The sequence below is a fragment of the Sphingopyxis sp. 550A genome (assembly GCF_053569535.1).
This window is the reverse complement of record NZ_JBSEEH010000002.1, coordinates 32,818-48,333: the sequence shown is the minus strand read 5'-3', so window position 1 is coordinate 48,333 and position 15,516 is coordinate 32,818. Positions and strand designations below refer to the sequence as shown.

The window sequence follows — 15,516 nt, the reverse complement described above, 5'->3', positions numbered from 1 at the left end:
TTCCTCACTCCTTTAGGCGAAGCCGCTGCCTGCGGCCTGCGGCTCTGACCCGCTGGCGAAGCGCGGGATGGGGAGGGGGAAGCAAAATCGATGGGAGTGGTGCGGGCGGCGCGTCTAGGGAGGCCCCGGCGCGCGGGAGCGCGCCGGAACTGGCCGAACTTGGCGTGCAACCCGGTCCTGTCGATTATGCTTCGGGAACGAAAGGGCGGGTGCCCTTGGTGTTCCCCCCGGTGGCAACTGCCACTACTGACGGGGCGCGGCCCTGGGCCGCTCGATCCTATGTGGCAGCTGACAGACTACTAGGCGCGCGGCCCTGGCCGCTCATTTTCAGCGCTCGCGGTCCTTTGATTTCTCGGCCGCCTGTGTCGGTGATTTGCCTTCGCGCAATGTTGCGGCGACATGCGCCTTTGCGCTTTCGACGATCTGCGCCAGCTGTTCCTTCGATGCGCCGCGCTCGGTAGCTGTGGCGACGCGCTTATCAATGGCCAGCTGGAATTGCGCGAACCTGGCATCGGCCCGGTTCTGCTCAGGCGAGTTTTTCTCGAATTGCGCGGCAAGGCGTAGATCAACCTGACTGACGCCGGGAGGCATGACTTGCAGACGTAGCACGCGATCGGCGGCCTGAATGTCGCGGTCGGTCATTTTCGAAAGGAAATCAGCAGTGCCCGCGCTGATGGCGCGGACTCGTTGCAGCGGGTCCATGCCCTCGGACCAACTGACTTCGATTTGATGATAGCGGCGCTGTTCGATCAGTTGAAGGTGGTGCATCGGCCCTTTGGGATCACGGAAAAAGGCGAGTTCCTGCGCAGAACGGGCGGCTAGCTGGCGCATGTCAGCGGACGTTTCCGCGATCCGGTTAAGCTGCTCATACTGCCGCGACGCAACGGTTTGCGCAGTAGGTAAGTAACGGCTGATCTGATCCTTGGCTTGCTCGATGCTCATAGCGCGCCGTTCGCCAGCTGGCATGAGAGATTCCATCGAGGGCGGAAACGCGATGCCCGCTGGCCCGCGCGCTGGCTCGACGCGGCTCTGTTCGAGGGGCATGGCATCACGGATAACTTTGGCGAGGGAGGCGTGATTTCCGGTATGGAAGCTATCGCGGCTCGCCTCCATCCAGTCCTTCGGCCCCATTGCCTGGATCGAGACGAATTTTTCGGCCGCAAGGGAATGTAGCTGCAAGTGCAGCCGCATGGTACGACCATTGCCCTCACGGAACGGATGAACGGCATTTAATTCGGAGATATGCCGTCCCATGGTATCGGCAAAGCGATCACGATCCATCGACTTGAGGGTTTGGAGGTCGGGCAGCTGCTTAAATTCGTGCTCCATGCTGCGGGCAATGAAGTGCGCTCGCGCAAAAGTGCTGCCGGGTTTGCTTATGTCCACAGTCCGAAAGCGCCCCGCCCAATCATATACATCCTGAAACAGATGATTGTGCAGTTCGCGATACTCGCGCGCATTCGTCGCCGGCATGGCGCGCTGCACAATCAGCTCGCCATGCCGGACAACCGAGAAGAAAGCTTCTCGCTCCTTGAGAATATTATCGTCGCGGATTCCCAGCTTGTTCCGAAGAACGTCGCTGTTACGCCAGGTGTAAGGGTCGCTCACCAATCATGCAGCAAGTTTCTGGCGGGACAGAACATCACGGTTGTAGTCCTGCGCCAGACCAATCGCCACATCGACGGGAATTTGGGTTTCGACCAACAGCAAACAAAAAGAGTGGTCATCCGAAACCAATTCAAGTCCTTCAATCTTGCAATTTGCGATTGCTTCGCAATAAGCTGCCATCACGTCAGGAATGTCTTCCTGCCGACGCGGCTCATACCCCATCGCCTTGATGCGATTCCTGTAGGTGTCGATGATATTTTCCATTTTGCACCTAAAAACGACCTGCTCCCGCCCATAGTTAACATGTCGGGATTTGTATATAAACCACATTGAGTAGCCCCCCATATTTCACTTTCCTGAAATGAGACGCCGCGCAAGCGCGGCGTCTCGTGCATTTTGCGGGGCGGGGCATTCAATCCGCTTGGTCGGTCATCATCGCCAACAGGTAGTCGGCGGCGTTCTGCGCCTCGCGGGCTGCCTCAAAAATGGCGCGCTTGTCGTTGCGGAGCGCGGTCAACCAGTGCTCGATATACGCGGCATGGTCTTCGCGTTCCTCGACCTTGAAACCGACAATCGCGCCGATGAAGGATGCGCCCAGCTCGGCCACGAGTTCGTCCCTCGCATAGTCGGCGCGACTCGTTGAAATCAGGGTTTTTCGGTTGAGGCGGCTTTCATGCCCTGCATGATGCACGGCCTCATGCGCAAGCGTGGCATAGTAGTCGTCGGCGGAATGGAACGCTTCAAAAGCGGGCATTTGGATATAGTCGTCGCGGGTGTGGTAATAGGCTTGCGATCCGCCGATGCGAACGGTTGCGTCGATGCGAGAGAACATCACTTCAAGCTCAACGTCGCGGGTTTCGGGATTGGTGATGATCGGGGCGGGCGCGGGATATTTGCCGTCCAGTCCTTCGACCTGATCGGCATTGAAAACCGTGTATCGTTTCAAGAACGGAATGGCGCGCTCGTTGTCCGTCTCGGAGTCTTTCACGACAAGCTTGTTGGCATAGACAATGGTGGTTCCCTTGCTGCCCTTCCTGACATTGCCGCCCAGCTCCAACGCCTGTTTGAAGGTCAGCCAATAGGGCGAGGCGAAGCCCTGACGCATAGCGCTGGCCCAAAGGCTGAGGACGTTGATCCCACGATAGGCGACCCCATTGTGCCGGAGCGGAATGGTCGGCCCACCGCTCCACGGCTTCACCCACGGCTTGGTGCCCGCTTCCAGCATCGCAAGAATGTCGTCGGTGACGGCCTGATAAATGTCGATCCGGTTCGTTTCCTTAGCCATTTTTCACTCCTTTAGGCGAAGCCGCTGCCTGCGGCCTGCGGCTCTGACCCGCTGGCGAAGCGCGGGATGGGGAGGGGGAAGCAAAATCGATGGGAGTGGTGCGGGCGGCACGGCTAGGGAGGCTCCGGCGCTCGCGCGCGCCGGAACTGGCCGAACTTGGCGTGCAACCCGGTCCTGTCGATTATGCTTCGGGAACGAAAGGGCGGGTGCCCTTGGTGTTCCCCCGGTGGCAGCTGCCACCACCGGCAACGCGCGGCCCTAGCCGCTCATTATACGCGGCCGATTTTACCGGCTGCGTTCTGTAAAATGGGTGCGGTGGCAGCTGCCACCGCCCCGCAAGTTTGCGGGGAGCGCGGGAGTGAAGCGCGCTCCCCATGCCGTCATGCCGCTTGGCTTTCGCTATCAGCGGCATCGGGCAAGGCAGAGGGTCGAAGGGCGGGGGGCAGGATGCGCCGCCCCGCAAGGCGCTCGTTGACCGTCAAGGCAAGATCAGAGCGCTTCATGGTCTGGCAATTCTCTGCGGCGTCGTTGCCGCAACCTTCGGCCAGCAGCTTCAAGAGCGTGGCCTTGCTAAGCTGGTCATAGAATACCTGATTGGGTTCCCACTTGTCGGCCATGTCGATCTGCGCGGCCCCGACGATCTGCGCCAGCTGGCGGTCGCGGTCGCTATGGAACGAAAGGCTCGTGATCTGCGAGGCCACGCAGTAGGCCAGCAGCCGCAATTTCGCTTCGCTGTCCATCTGGCGCATGTCGTCCAGCGTGGGTGTCTCGGCCAAGCGGGCAAGATCGGCCCCCGCGATTTCGTCAATGTCGGCAATCGTGGAATGGCCCATGATCGCCTCGTCAACATGGAAGCGGTTCTTCTCGGCGGTGATTTCGGCGGCTTGTTGCCACGAATAGGAGTTGCCGCGAACCTGCCCCAATAGGCCCGTCAAGAGCACGTCCAGCGCCAGCTCCGGGTCGCTGGCAAGGGCTTCCCGAACCGCCATCGTGCGGATGCCGCCCAGCTGATCCATGACCTTCTGCGAGTAGTCGGGCCGGGGAGGCTTGGGGCCATCGGCGGCGGTGCCCTTGGCGCTGCGCGTGAACGCAACCTGTTCGATACCGTCATGCCCGATGAAGACGATAAGCGAGTGCTCGGCCTTCTGCTCGGCGGTGAAGACGCGGCAAGCCGATACGATAGCGTCCTGCTTGCGGGTCAGGGCGCGCAACTCGTCGTCATAGTCGTGCTCGTCCTCGTCCACCTCGCTTTCCCGCTTGGCGATTGCCGCCTCGATCTCGACCAGCTGCGCGGTTTCTTCCTCGGTCGGATGGCGCTCGCCAGCGGGTTCCAGATGGCCGCGCATCCAGTAGGAATCAGGCCGGTAGAGCTGCCCTTCTGCATCGCGCCAGCCATCTTCGCGCGCCGCCTTGGCGATGGCGTCGAGCCGATCTTGCACAAGGTCCATGACAAGGCCCGCATCATCGCAATAGCGACGTTCTCCGAAAAGATCGGTGGTGAAGGTGCCGCCTGCGGCGCAATAGGCTTCCTCGCCTACAATGCGAAAATGCTTGTCGGTATCGGCAACCTTCTCCTGGGTGAGCATGGCGCGGATTTGGTGGGCGTTGTCGCCGGTGCGCTTGAAAACCTCAAGCTGGCGGTCCTGATCGTCTGTCAGCGCGAAAGCCTGCGCCGCGCCCATGCCGATTTCGTCTTTCTGGAAGGCTTTGAGAATGGTCGGGTGCAGCGCCGCCAGCTTCAACACGCGGCGGACATAGGCGGGGGAGACGCCGAACGATGCTGCAACATCGTCAACGTCTTTGCCGCTGTCGATGATCGCCCGATAGGCGGCGATGGCATCGGCGGGGTGCATGTCCTCACGCTGCGCGTTCTCGGCAAGAGAGATTTCCAGCGCCTCGTCCTTGCTGCGGATTTCAACGGGAACCTCGAAAGTGCCGGGGATGGTCTTTGCCTTCTGCAACAGCTTCAAGGCCCGGTAGCGCCGCCCTCCAGCGCAAATCTTGATCTTGCCGTCCTCATCATAGCCGATCAGGTTTTGCAGCACGCCCCGCGCCTGAATGTCGGCTGCGAGGGCTTCAATTTCCTTGGGCTTCACCTTCCGCACGTTGAGGTCGGAAAGCGCCAGCTTGTTCAGTTGGATGGTCTGGATGGTCATTTTTCACTCCTTTAGGCGAAGCCGCTGCCTGCGGCCTGCGGCTCTGACCCGCTGGCGAAGCGCGGGATGGGGAGGGGGAAGCAAAATCGATGGGAGTGGTGCGGGCGGCGCGACTAGGGAGGCCCCGGCGCGCGTGAGCGCGCCGGAACTGGCCGAACTTGTCGAGCAACCCGGTCCTGTCGATTATGCTTCGGGAACGAAAGGGCGGGTGCCCTTGGTGTTCCCCCCCGGTGGCAGCTGCCACCACCGGCAAGGCGCGGCCCAGGGCCGCACATTTAGCGGCTAGAGAATGGCGAGAGCGAGAACCGCAACGATTGATCCGCACAATGCGGACAAGAGCATCAGGCGTGTCGTCGCGGCATTGATCGCGATCGCAGCGCCGGCACAGGCCCATAGCAGCGCAATCGTGGGTCCAGCGCGGTAGATAAGGAAGCCGATATAGCTGTTCGGCAGGAGCCGCGGATAATCGACGATCAGGCGTGCAACGATACCGCCGCCTGCGAGAATGAGCGCGGCGATCAGCCATGCCGCGATTGCCTCGACGCGCGGCGATGCACTGTGCCTGGGCGCGGCCTGCATCGTCGTTCGCATCGCATCATTCATGCTAATCTTCCCTTATAGCCCTGACCGTCACCCGAATGGGCGGAGACGGCTTTGCTGGCTCCGTGGAGCCGCGCGGCGCAGCCGTGGGGTGGAATAGGGCAGGTTCCCGGCTCCGATCATTTGCACTTGTTCGGCAACTGGCCCCTCTCGATCGCCAGATTCCTCATCGCCTCGTAATCGACACCCCAAAGGCCTCGCCGCTCGTCGGCTGCATCTTTCATGAAACGGGCATAGGCCAGCCCTGAATGTTGCCTGTAATCAACGGCATATCCATGGCGCACCATCGTTGCCGAAACAGATGCCCCATTCGACCGAAACCGGCACGACAGGTTAGACCGGCCCCAGCTTGTCCGCCGCGTGTTGCATATCGGCTCGATCGTCAGCTTTTCGTCCTGAAAATCGCTGGTGCAATCCATGCCGCCATTTTGCTTCACCAGCTCTTCCAAATAGAGCTGCGCTGCGATCTTGGGCACATTGCCCTTACCGTCCTCATCCGGCGCATCGATTCCCGACAACCGCACCCGCTTTTTATCGAGCGTTTCGAGCGTATCGCCGTCGATAATGCGCGGGTTCTCGACGTGGATCGAAACTGGCTCGCTATTCCTTGCTTGCATCTGATTGAACAGCGCACCGAACGCGAAAACAGAGAGAATCGGCAACGCGATTTGCTGATTTCGCGGCCATTTTTTGAAACCTCGGATCAGCACCTGGCTTTCTCCTGAAGAATGTCGTTCCAGTCCATCGGCGCCGGGGCTGGCGGGAGGATGATTTTCAATTCGCGGTCGTTGGCAGTGAGGTGGCCGCGCGCGTCCTCTATGGCCTGTGCCGCTTCCTGGCCGTGTTGCGAGTAGATGACGATTTTGCGGATGCGTTCGGGGATCGCGATCAGGCCATAGCGGCGAATGCCGCCCGCGCCCCATACCTTAAATTTCCCGGCGCTAAGCTGGGACACGGAAACGGCTTCCTCGAAGCCTTCCGCGAGGCGCAGCACGTCGCCGGGTGGCTGGCCGCCGATCCGCATGGCGGCATGTCGGACCAGGCCAAGCGTCAATTTCGCCTCGCGCAGCGCCGCATGGTAGCGTTTCTCGCCGGTTGCTGGATCGAGCAAGATCCGCTGCACGGCGATTATGCCTTCATCGGCCTCGAACGGCACGAGAAGGGCAGGATGCTCTTCGCGGGCATCGGGCGGGCCAACGATGCAGCGCGGTGCGAAGCGAACCTTGAGGCCGGTCGGGTCGATTGCGCGCGAACGCAGATAGCGTTCAGCCGCGGTGCCCGCGATCGGCACGGCGGAATCCCATAGTTGCAGGGCGAGCTTCCGGCGCGAGGGTTCAGGCGCGCGATCGACCGTCTCGCCGCTGGTGTGACGATTGATTTTGCGGCTGTTGAGCGCGGACCATACGGCTTCCTGGCTGCAACCGGCCCAACATTTGAACAGGACGGCCTTCTTGCCGGGGGTGACTTGGAGCGACGGATTGCGGTCGTTGTGGGCTGGGCAGCAAACCATGCCATATGAGCCGCGCCAGTGGCCGCCCATATCCGCTACGATCCGACGTGCGCGTGCTTCGACGTCCATCTGCATCGAACTTCTTTCGTCAACGGTATCCCTACATTGGGATTTATACACATTTCACGGAGGCGGGCAAACGGCCGGGATATATGCCAATATCGCGCATGGCCCGACTAGGGCCATTCAATATAAATATCTCCGCCGGTTATCTTCACTTGCGGATGACTCACGTTCTTTCGCCTCAATCGCTTCGCCCAAGCTGGCGAGAATATCGGCCAGCTCGCGCTTGTCCCGCTCTTCACGGGTTAGCTCCCATAGGGGCAGCTGATCCCTCATGCGCTCCATGTCGCGCGCCGCCTCGATCTGGCGATACTGTTCGCAAGCGGGGGCTGGGTCAGCCGCGATGCCGCGACGGCGGCGAGCGGCGAAGATTTTGGAGAGGAAGGCGGGGAAGAGGAAGCGATAGGCGTTCGTGGCCTGCTTGATGCGCGGGCCAGCGCCTTGCGCTTCTTGATCGGGAACCGGCTCGTAGCGCCGGAACCAGTCGATAATGCGCGCCTCTTTGAGGCGCGAAAGCGTCTGAACGACGCAATTTTTGCTGAGGCCGGTTCCCTCCATGATGGTGTGAAGGCTGGGGAACAACGCGCCGGTGCTATAGTCGATGACGCGGGCCAGGAACTCGATAATCTGGATGCCGGCCTGTCCGATCGCACCGTTACGAATGCGCGGCGTGGTTGTCCGCCGCTGCGCGAGCGTCTGCCGCTCGTAGAGCTTTGCGGCTTCGATCATCTCGCGCATCTGGCGAGCATTGCGGATCGGCGTGTAGGCCTTCGCCCGCTTCTCGTGGCCTACGGCGATGCTGCCGGCCCAGACTTTGACGCGCGGTTTTTCGGCACGCGCTAGCAAGGCGCGGTCGATCTTGGCGAGGCCAGTGCTACGCAGCACGGCGCCTATGGAAGTGGTCATGCGGACCTCCCTTCGTCGGTCCCGCGAGGCCAAGCGCCATCGCTCCCGAAAGCACGCTTTCGAGATTGACTTTCGCTGCCGCACCACCGATAAAGGGAGCCAAGTTAGACGCGCTCACCTTCGGTGGCACAAACAGCCCTCGCTCAGCCAAGCGAGGGTTTTTTGTTGCCCTGTCGCCTCGGGGAGCCACCCCGCACGCAACAGATGAATCGCCGACTCCAAGGCGGAATCAGCGCGTCATAACTGGCTCAAGTTTAAGGGGTTGGCAAGAATAAGCGTGCGCGCACGCTTATAAGGCCCAGTCGGCCCCAAGCTGCGATTTTGGCCAAGTCGGAGAACGTTTTGGGAACGTGGCATTCGGTATTGACGATGGAAATCATAGAAGAGGACAGTTCGCTCCATCATAGGGAGTGGGTTGATGGATCGGAGTATTCCGGGCGGGGATTTGATCGGACGATGGAGCCTGAGCTTTGCCGATATTGATTTTGTAAATTCGAAGCCGGCCCTGACGCGCCTTGGCCTCGCCGCGCAGCTGAAATTCTTCGCTTCCCTGGGGTTTTTCGCGATCGATCCCGGCTCAATCCCTACCGATGGCCTCTCGTATCTGGCCGAGCAACTCGGTGTCGAGGCTGGCGAGATAGCCGGTTATGACTTTTCCAGTCGGACAGCACGACGGCATTGTGCGGAGATCCTGATCCATCTTGGATATCACCGCATGAAGCGGGTGGATCGCGCGCAATTGACGGAATGGATTGCTGGCGAGCTGTGCCCGGGCGGCCAGTCGATCAATGCCATGCTTGAGCATGTTTTCCTGTGGTGCCGGGACCGGCGTATTTATGGGCCGTCGCGCAAGGAGCTTGAACGTGTCGTTCGCTCACAACGGCAAGATTATCTGGACACCTGGCTGATCGGAGCCAGTGATCGGCTTTCGTCAGATGCGGTGGCGTTATTGGAAGCCTCGCTTGCCGATCCGGACGGCTCTGTTGCAAAGATTGGCGGCAGTCAGAGGTAGGCTGTCGCTCTGCGCCGATCAGGCGGCTGCTGCGAAATGGTGGTTGAGCATGCCCATGGCCTCCGTCAGCGCCGAGGGCCCAATGCCAAAAGCTCTCTCCACAAGGCGCACCTCGCCCCTGATGCCGGGCTGCAGGCACCAGGGGCGAGCCTGTCCTTTGCGCAGGGCTCGCATGACTTCGAATCCCTTGATCGTGGCATAGGCCGTGGGGATCGATTTGAAACCGCGCACCGGCTTGATCAGTATCTTGAGCTTTCCGTGATCGGCCTCGATCACGTTATTGAGATACTTCACCTGCCGGTGGGCCGTCTCCCGGTCCAGCTTTCCTTCGCGCTTCAATTCGGTGATCGCTGCACCATAGCTCGGCGCTTTGTCGGTATTGAGCGTGGCAGGCTTTTCCCAGTGCTTCAGGCCTCGCAGGGCCTTGCCCAGGAACCGCTTCGCTGCCTTGGCGCTGCGGGTCGGCGACAGGTAGAAATCGATCGTGTCGCCCCGCTTGTCGACTGCCCGGTACAGGTAGGTCCACTTGCCCCGCACCTTGACGTAGGTTTCATCCAGGCGCCAGCTCGGATCAAAGCCACGCCGCCAGAACCAGCGCAGCCGCTTCTCCATCTCCGGGGCGTAGCACTGGACCCAGCGATAGATCGTCGTATGGTCGACCGAAATGCCGCGTTCCGCCAGCATTTCCTCAAGGTCGCGATAGCTGATCGGATAGCGACAATACCAGCGCACCGCCCACAGGATCACATCACCCTGGAAATGGCGCCACTTGAAATCCGTCATCGTTCCGTCCGTCCAATCTCCGCCAAGCATGCTCAAGCTTCACGATTTTTGCAACAGAGCCCGCCGGGCTATCCTTCCAGCGCTCGGGTATCCGGCCTTCCTTGATCGCCGCTTTCTCCTCCTCAGTATTCCGCTGCTTCGGGGCTGGCACCACGGTCGCGTCGATGATCTGCCCGCCCATGGCAAGGTACCCCCGATCCGTCAGGGCCGCATCGAAGCGGGCGAAGAGCCTGTCGATCGCCCTGGCCTTGACCAGCCTCTCGCGGAACAGCCACACCGTCGTCGCGTCCGGCACGGTGCCGTCGAGCCCCAGGCCCAGGAAGCGCTGGAACGAGAGGCGGTCCTTGATCTGGAATTCGGTTGCTTCGTCCGACAGCGAGTACAGCGCCTGCAGCACCAGGATCTTGAACATGAGCACCGGGTCGAAGGGCGGGCGACCACCCTTGCCGCGAGGACTGCGACGCAGCGCGGCAACCAGCGGACCGCGAAAGACCTCAAAGTCCACGACCGCTGCCAGACGCTCCAGCGGATCGCCCGCCGCGCTCAATGCTTCGTATCGGTTCGAAAGATCGAAGAAACAATGAATCAGATCAGGCCCCGATTTGCGAGGGGTTTTTGGAGGTGCCCATCTTTCCCATGGTGACGTCGTTTGGCGCCGTTGCCTCCGGTTCGATGTGCAGGGTCGATCCTGTACTGCCGGCGCCCCTCTAGCTAGAAATCGACTTCTAAGCCAACGCCGACGACCCGCGGTTTCTCATAGAGAATATCCGTGGCCAGCGCACCTTGCCTGATCTGCTGGGCCGCTTTCGAATTCGTCAGGTTGGTCCCCCAGATCGAGAGCTTCAAGTTGTCGGCTGCCTTGAACCATATTTCTCCGCTAGTCATCGTATATGGCTTCTGCGAAAAACGATTAAGAAAGTCATAATAAACCCGCGAACTGTAGAAGAAATTCGCTGATGCCCCGAATTCCCGGCCAGCCAGTGTCGTGGTCCAGTCCGCGCCGAGGTTCGCCGTGTACCGCGGGGCCCTGATAAGGGTTTTGCCGGATGCATCGTTCGATGTGACGATGTTACCGCCGGTCGGCCGGGGAATGAAGTCCTGAGCTGCGGGAAATTTATCATAAGTTCCATGATTGTATGCGACCGATCCGCGAACGTTCAGGCCCTGGGTCGGTATGACATTGATTTCGAGTTCCCCGCCATAAACCTCAGCGCTTGCCGCATTTTGCAGAACGTAAGCGTTGCCATCGGGGGTACGCGCCTGCACCTGAAGGTTCGAATAATCATAGTAGTAAAGAGAAAGGTTGGCACGCAGCGAACGGCTGAGATCCGACTTCACCCCCACTTCTGCAGCCTTGATCTTCTCCGGCTCCACGGGCACCGGAGAAGTTGCCGCCACATTGTATACGCCGCTTTTGAAGCCGGTTCCGTAGTTGGCGAAGATATTCGTCGTATCAGTAATCTGGTACCTGGCGGCTACTTTGTAGGTGAAGTTACTGAAAGTCTTGTCAACCCGACCGTACGGCAGTTGTACGCCGTTCACGGATTGCTGGAATTCCCGCTTTTCGGTCGTGTAGCGGCCGCCTGCGGTCAGGAAGAACTTATCAGAGATCTGGAGCGTCCCCTCCGCGAAGCCCGCCAAAGAACCGGTTTCGACCGCCGGATTAAGTATTGTACTGATCAACGGCTGGCCGATTCCTCGTGCATTGGCGAGATCGATGTTTGGGATTGTCGCGTCGAGGTGAAAGGCATAAACCCCGACCAGCCAGTTGAACTTCTCGGAGTTCGTGGACAATACTCGAATTTCCTGGCTCTCGGCCTCGATATTAAGATCGAACTTGATATAACCCATACTTATATTAGTCGAATCTACGTCAGCGTGCTGCCTACCGGTATTATGCATATAAGCGGTTGTCGATTCGATATTGAAATCTTCGAATTCAAACTTAGCCCGAAGAGAGGTACTGAACCTTTCGTAATCAATCCTAGGCGTAAGTGATAAGGACGATTCCCACGGGCCGTCCGGAAGGATCACTCCGGGCGCCAGCAAGGCAGCGGTATTGTTATTCAGAGGTTGCGTGGCATTAAGGGTACTGTTCTGTCGGGTGTAGTTTGCGGTCAAAACAAACTGCGTGGTCCCGTTGGGCTGGAACAGAAACTTGCTTCTCAGATCCACGACGTCGAGACCGCCCAGCTTTCTTCCGGTCGACAGTTCCGGGATGTATTCTTCGGTCTTCCGGTACATGCCGGCAAAGTCGATCGCGAGATTGTCAGTTAAGCCGGTCGTCGCATAAGCGCGAAGGTTGTAATCGTTCGAACTGTTGCGCAGCCAGCCGACGCGCGACGAAATGCGCGCCCGAGGCGTAAAGCTTGGGTCGGGCGTGATAACGTTGATTAACCCCCCCGTCGCGTTGCGGCCGAAGACGGTTCCCTGCGGCCCGCGCAGCACTTCGACCCGTTCGACTTCGACCAGTTCAATCGAGTTCGAGAAAGCATCGGGTTGATACACACCGTCCACGTAAGTAGCGACATTGGGCTCGTCACCGACGGACACGCCGCCGGAACCGATACCGCGGATCACCGGCTGGATGACAGAGGCGGTTCTGTTGCCGGTAAAACCCGGCACGACTTGCGTGAGGCTGCGAGCATCGACGATGCCGGCGCCGGCGAGAGACCTTCTGGTTATAGCTGTCACAGTGACCGGAATTTGCTGCAACCGCTCCTCGCGGCGCGTTGCGGTGACGACGATGTCCTCGATCCCACCTCCTTGCTATGCATTGGATGGAGTGTTGGGCGATGATGGTTCACCACTCGTTCCCGCGTCTTGCGCCCATGCTGGTTGCACTACGAAAGACGCAGCCATAAAAGCGCCGGACGTTAATAACAAATAATTGGACCTTCCCATTACCTTTCTCCTATAATTTACTGCGTATTTTTTACCTAATTGTGGCCTTCTTCCTGATAATCCGCTCACTATTTCAAAACGCCGCAAAAATATTCAATAACTGGCGAACTCGTTACAGGCATTCGAAAAATCCTCATTCAAGGGACCTGTTACTGATTTCCCCTACCAAAATGGAACGTGAGCGTTGCTCCTCCCGTGATTGGATCGCCGTAAATCACATTTTCACCGAGCGTGGTCAGAAGGATGGTCCTGTAATAGCGCTGATCTGTCAGGTTGTTGCTCCATATCGTCAGGTCCCAGCGGTCGTTGGCCGGTGCGAAGGTGACAGAGGCATTGAGCAGTTCATACGCCGACTGGCGCGAGCGGCCCGAGGGTTCGAAATTGTAGCCGTCCGTATGGAACAGGACGCCGTTGAGCCGAAGCTCGTTCTCACCGATATTGCCGCACGTCGCTGTAGACCGGTTCCGCATAGGCGACCTCGAACGGCTTGGAACGCGAACCGGACAACGTGGCGGACAGCTCATCGGACGGCCGTTTGGTAACGATGTTGATGGCGCCGCCGGTGGCATTACGGCCATAGAGCGTGCCCTGCGGCCCGCGAAGCACCTCCACCCGTTCGACATCGAACAGTTGCTGCGTCGTGCCCGCCGAATAGGCGATATAGACGCCGTCGATATAGGTTGCGACGCTCGGCTCGGAATTGGCCGTCCGGTCGCTGCCGACGCCGCGCAGGAATGGCTGGGGGAAACCACCGCCTGTCGACACCGTCAGACCCGGGGTCACCAACGCGATCTGGTCGGAATTGGTGATGCCGCTCTGCGCAAGTCTCTCGCTCGACAGCGAAGTGACCGCCAGCGGTACGCTTTGCAGGCTTTCGGACCGGCGCTGGGCGGTGACGACGATCTCCTCCAGCCCCGCGGAATCCGTCTCCGCCGGGGATGGGTTCGACGACCCAATTGAGGATGATTGCTCCCCGGGCGCTCCGGTATCCTGCGTCATGGCTGGATCGGTCGCGAAAATGAACGTGGTTATTAGCGCAAAGAAAGCAGCTATGTTATGATTTCGCATTCCTTCCCCCTTTGGTCTTTTGCTTGTTAAAGGCGTTAATTTCTCCGTATCGGACTCAGTTTCCCAGTATCAGGCCACTGGTCGGAACCCCGCCACCCGACGTAACCAGGATGTTCTCGAGTCCGACAACCTGATTGATCGCGCTGCCACGCACCTGACGGACCGCTTCGGCGATGCCGTTCATGCCGTGGATATAGGCCTCACCAACCTGCCCGCCGTGGGTATTGACCGGGAGGCCGCCGCCGATTTCAATGTTGCCGTCCCTTATAAAATCCTTTGCTTCGCCACGATTGCAAAAGCCGCTGGCTTCAAGCGCGGGAAGTATGGTCGGTCCGAAGTGGTCGTAGATGATGGCGGCGTCCATGTCCTTTGCCGAAAGACCGCCCATGGCATAAAGCTGTTCGGATACGATGCGGGTATCCTCAAACGGAATGATATCGTTACCGTAGAAGCCCATGAGCGGAATATTGCCGCGGGCGGCCCCCTGCGCAGCGGCCCGAACCATTACCGGCTTGGTCTTGAGGTCGCGCGCACGCTCCGCCGACGTCACGACTAGTGCGACCGCACCGTCGCTTTCCATGCAGCAATCGTACAGGTGAAGCGGATCGGAGATCGTCCGGCTACCGAGGTAATCGTCAAGCGTCAGTTCCTTGCCGTAGAAGAAGGCTGCCGGATTGACCGCCGCGTGCTTGCGGGCTGCTATTGCGACATTGGCGAAGTCTTGTCTGGTGGCGCCATACTGGTGCATGTAGCGGCGGATCATCACCGCAACAAACGAAGCGGCCGTCGCGAGGCCATGCAGCGTGTGATAGTGGGTCACTTCGCCTTCGGCTGTCGGTGCGCTCGGCAGCGGCCCGCCGAAACGATACTGCGATCGTTCATTCATGGCCCGATAGCAGACCACTGTCGAAGCGAGTCCGCTGGCGACCGCCAGCGCAGCCTGCTGCACCACAGCGCAGGCACCGCCGCCCCCAAAGGGTATCCGCGAAAAGAAGGTCAGTTCGCCCGCGCCGATCGCGCGCGCGATTTCCACTTCGGAAGTGTTGTCGGCCCCCATCGTGCACAGGCCGTCAACCTGAGACGCCTCGATGCCCGCATCCGCGAGCGCGGAGCAAACCGCTTCGGACGCCAGGCGGAGCTCGCTTCGGCCCGAATTCTTCGAGAACTCGGTAGCGCCAATGCCTGCGATGGCAGTCTTGTCTGAAAGCATGATGCCGTCCCCTTCATCCGCCCGATCTATGCCGGACCAAAACGAAACGACGCCCGCCCGTTTCGTTCTATGAACTCAACCTGCACGGGATTGTCGATCGCGATCGAGTTTATTTCCATGCCGTCGAGGCCGGCCACAACCCGAACGCCTTCTTCAAGCTGAACCACGCCGACCGGATGCGGCAGGACAAACCCTTCGAGGGGCGGGTGATGGTGGACGGCGAAGCTGAACACGGTGCCGCGCCCGCTCATCCGGACGGGCGCCCATTCGAAGCTGCCGCATTGTCCACACATTGTCGAAGGGGGATTGCGGATCAACGAGCACTGCGAGCAGCGTTGCATCAGCAGTTCCTGCCGCGCGAGGCCTTCGTAAAAGAACGCAAATTCCCCGCTCGATTGATGCACGCGCATT

General features: G+C 59.8%; 14 protein-coding genes and 2 pseudogenes. 1 reads left to right on the top strand and 15 read right to left on the bottom strand.

The genetic code is table 11. The features are described from left to right. Nucleotides 1–327: 327 nt before the first annotated feature. From ACVENA_RS22895 to ACVENA_RS22860, 8 genes are all read right to left on the bottom strand, one after another. Nucleotides 328–1,608, bottom strand: a complete 1,281-nt coding sequence (locus ACVENA_RS22895; protein ID WP_059153630.1) for a Fic/DOC family protein — start codon at nucleotides 1,606–1,608, stop codon at nucleotides 328–330. 3 nt (nucleotides 1,609–1,611) lie between these two features. Continuing rightward, nucleotides 1,612–1,872, bottom strand: coding sequence for a hypothetical protein (locus tag ACVENA_RS22890; protein WP_022684640.1), 261 nt, complete (start codon nucleotides 1,870–1,872; stop codon nucleotides 1,612–1,614). 148 nt (nucleotides 1,873–2,020) lie between these two features. After that, nucleotides 2,021–2,893 (bottom strand): ArdC family protein, encoded by an 873-nt coding sequence (locus ACVENA_RS22885; RefSeq protein ID WP_059153607.1) that lies wholly within the window; start codon nucleotides 2,891–2,893, stop codon nucleotides 2,021–2,023. A gap of 380 nt (nucleotides 2,894–3,273) precedes the next feature. Beyond that, a complete protein-coding gene (locus ACVENA_RS22880) occupies nucleotides 3,274–5,049 on the bottom strand; it encodes a ParB/RepB/Spo0J family partition protein (RefSeq protein ID WP_059153608.1) in 1,776 nt (591 codons plus the stop codon). Between the two features lie 282 nt (nucleotides 5,050–5,331). After that, nucleotides 5,332–5,652: a hypothetical protein gene (locus ACVENA_RS22875; RefSeq protein WP_020819818.1), complete on the bottom strand. Its 321-nt coding sequence runs from the start codon at nucleotides 5,650–5,652 to the stop codon at nucleotides 5,332–5,334. 116 nt (nucleotides 5,653–5,768) lie between these two features. Beyond that, nucleotides 5,769–6,359: a thermonuclease family protein gene (locus ACVENA_RS22870; RefSeq protein WP_020819817.1), complete on the bottom strand. Its 591-nt coding sequence runs from the start codon at nucleotides 6,357–6,359 to the stop codon at nucleotides 5,769–5,771. After that, nucleotides 6,353–7,234 (bottom strand): DUF7146 domain-containing protein, encoded by an 882-nt coding sequence (locus tag ACVENA_RS22865; RefSeq protein WP_059153609.1) that lies wholly within the window; start codon nucleotides 7,232–7,234, stop codon nucleotides 6,353–6,355. Before ACVENA_RS22865 ends, ACVENA_RS22870 begins: the two co-directional genes overlap by 7 nt. Nucleotides 7,235–7,345: 111 nt before the next feature. Next, nucleotides 7,346–8,128: a hypothetical protein gene (locus ACVENA_RS22860; protein WP_059153610.1), complete on the bottom strand. Its 783-nt coding sequence runs from the start codon at nucleotides 8,126–8,128 to the stop codon at nucleotides 7,346–7,348. A gap of 418 nt (nucleotides 8,129–8,546) precedes the next feature. On the opposite strand from ACVENA_RS22860, the pseudogene ACVENA_RS22855 reads away from it, so the two are divergent. Further along, nucleotides 8,547–9,107 (top strand): annotated as a pseudogene (locus tag ACVENA_RS22855) (DUF4158 domain-containing protein); the annotation flags it as partial. 51 nt (nucleotides 9,108–9,158) lie between these two features. Here ACVENA_RS22855 and ACVENA_RS22850 read toward each other — a convergent pair. From ACVENA_RS22850 to ACVENA_RS22820, 7 genes and pseudogenes are all read right to left on the bottom strand, one after another. Next, nucleotides 9,159–9,923, bottom strand: a complete 765-nt coding sequence (locus ACVENA_RS22850) for an IS6-like element IS6100 family transposase (protein ID WP_001389365.1) — start codon at nucleotides 9,921–9,923, stop codon at nucleotides 9,159–9,161. A gap of 76 nt (nucleotides 9,924–9,999) precedes the next feature. Next, nucleotides 10,000–10,512 (bottom strand): annotated as a pseudogene (locus tag ACVENA_RS22845) (transposase); the annotation flags it as partial. A 122-nt stretch (nucleotides 10,513–10,634) separates the two neighbouring features. Further along, nucleotides 10,635–12,638 carry a TonB-dependent receptor gene (locus ACVENA_RS22840; RefSeq protein WP_449328999.1) on the bottom strand — a complete coding sequence of 668 codons (2,004 nt, stop codon included), beginning with the start codon at nucleotides 12,636–12,638 and terminating at the stop codon, nucleotides 10,635–10,637. Between the two features lie 338 nt (nucleotides 12,639–12,976). Beyond that, the gene (locus tag ACVENA_RS22835; protein ID WP_449328998.1) at nucleotides 12,977–13,297 is read right to left on the bottom strand and encodes a hypothetical protein; all 321 of its coding nucleotides are present in this window, start codon (nucleotides 13,295–13,297) and stop codon (nucleotides 12,977–12,979) included. Further along, on the bottom strand, nucleotides 13,257–13,826 hold the full coding sequence (locus ACVENA_RS22830) for a TonB-dependent receptor (protein WP_449328997.1): 570 nt from the start codon (nucleotides 13,824–13,826) through the stop codon (nucleotides 13,257–13,259). The genes ACVENA_RS22835 and ACVENA_RS22830 overlap by 41 nt, the downstream gene beginning before the upstream one ends. A gap of 124 nt (nucleotides 13,827–13,950) precedes the next feature. Next, nucleotides 13,951–15,105 carry a lipid-transfer protein gene (locus ACVENA_RS22825; protein ID WP_208634557.1) on the bottom strand — a complete coding sequence of 385 codons (1,155 nt, stop codon included), beginning with the start codon at nucleotides 15,103–15,105 and terminating at the stop codon, nucleotides 13,951–13,953. A gap of 26 nt (nucleotides 15,106–15,131) precedes the next feature. Continuing rightward, nucleotides 15,132–15,515, bottom strand: coding sequence for a Zn-ribbon domain-containing OB-fold protein (locus ACVENA_RS22820; RefSeq protein ID WP_208634558.1), 384 nt, complete (start codon nucleotides 15,513–15,515; stop codon nucleotides 15,132–15,134). Nucleotide 15,516: the final 1 nt, after the last annotated feature.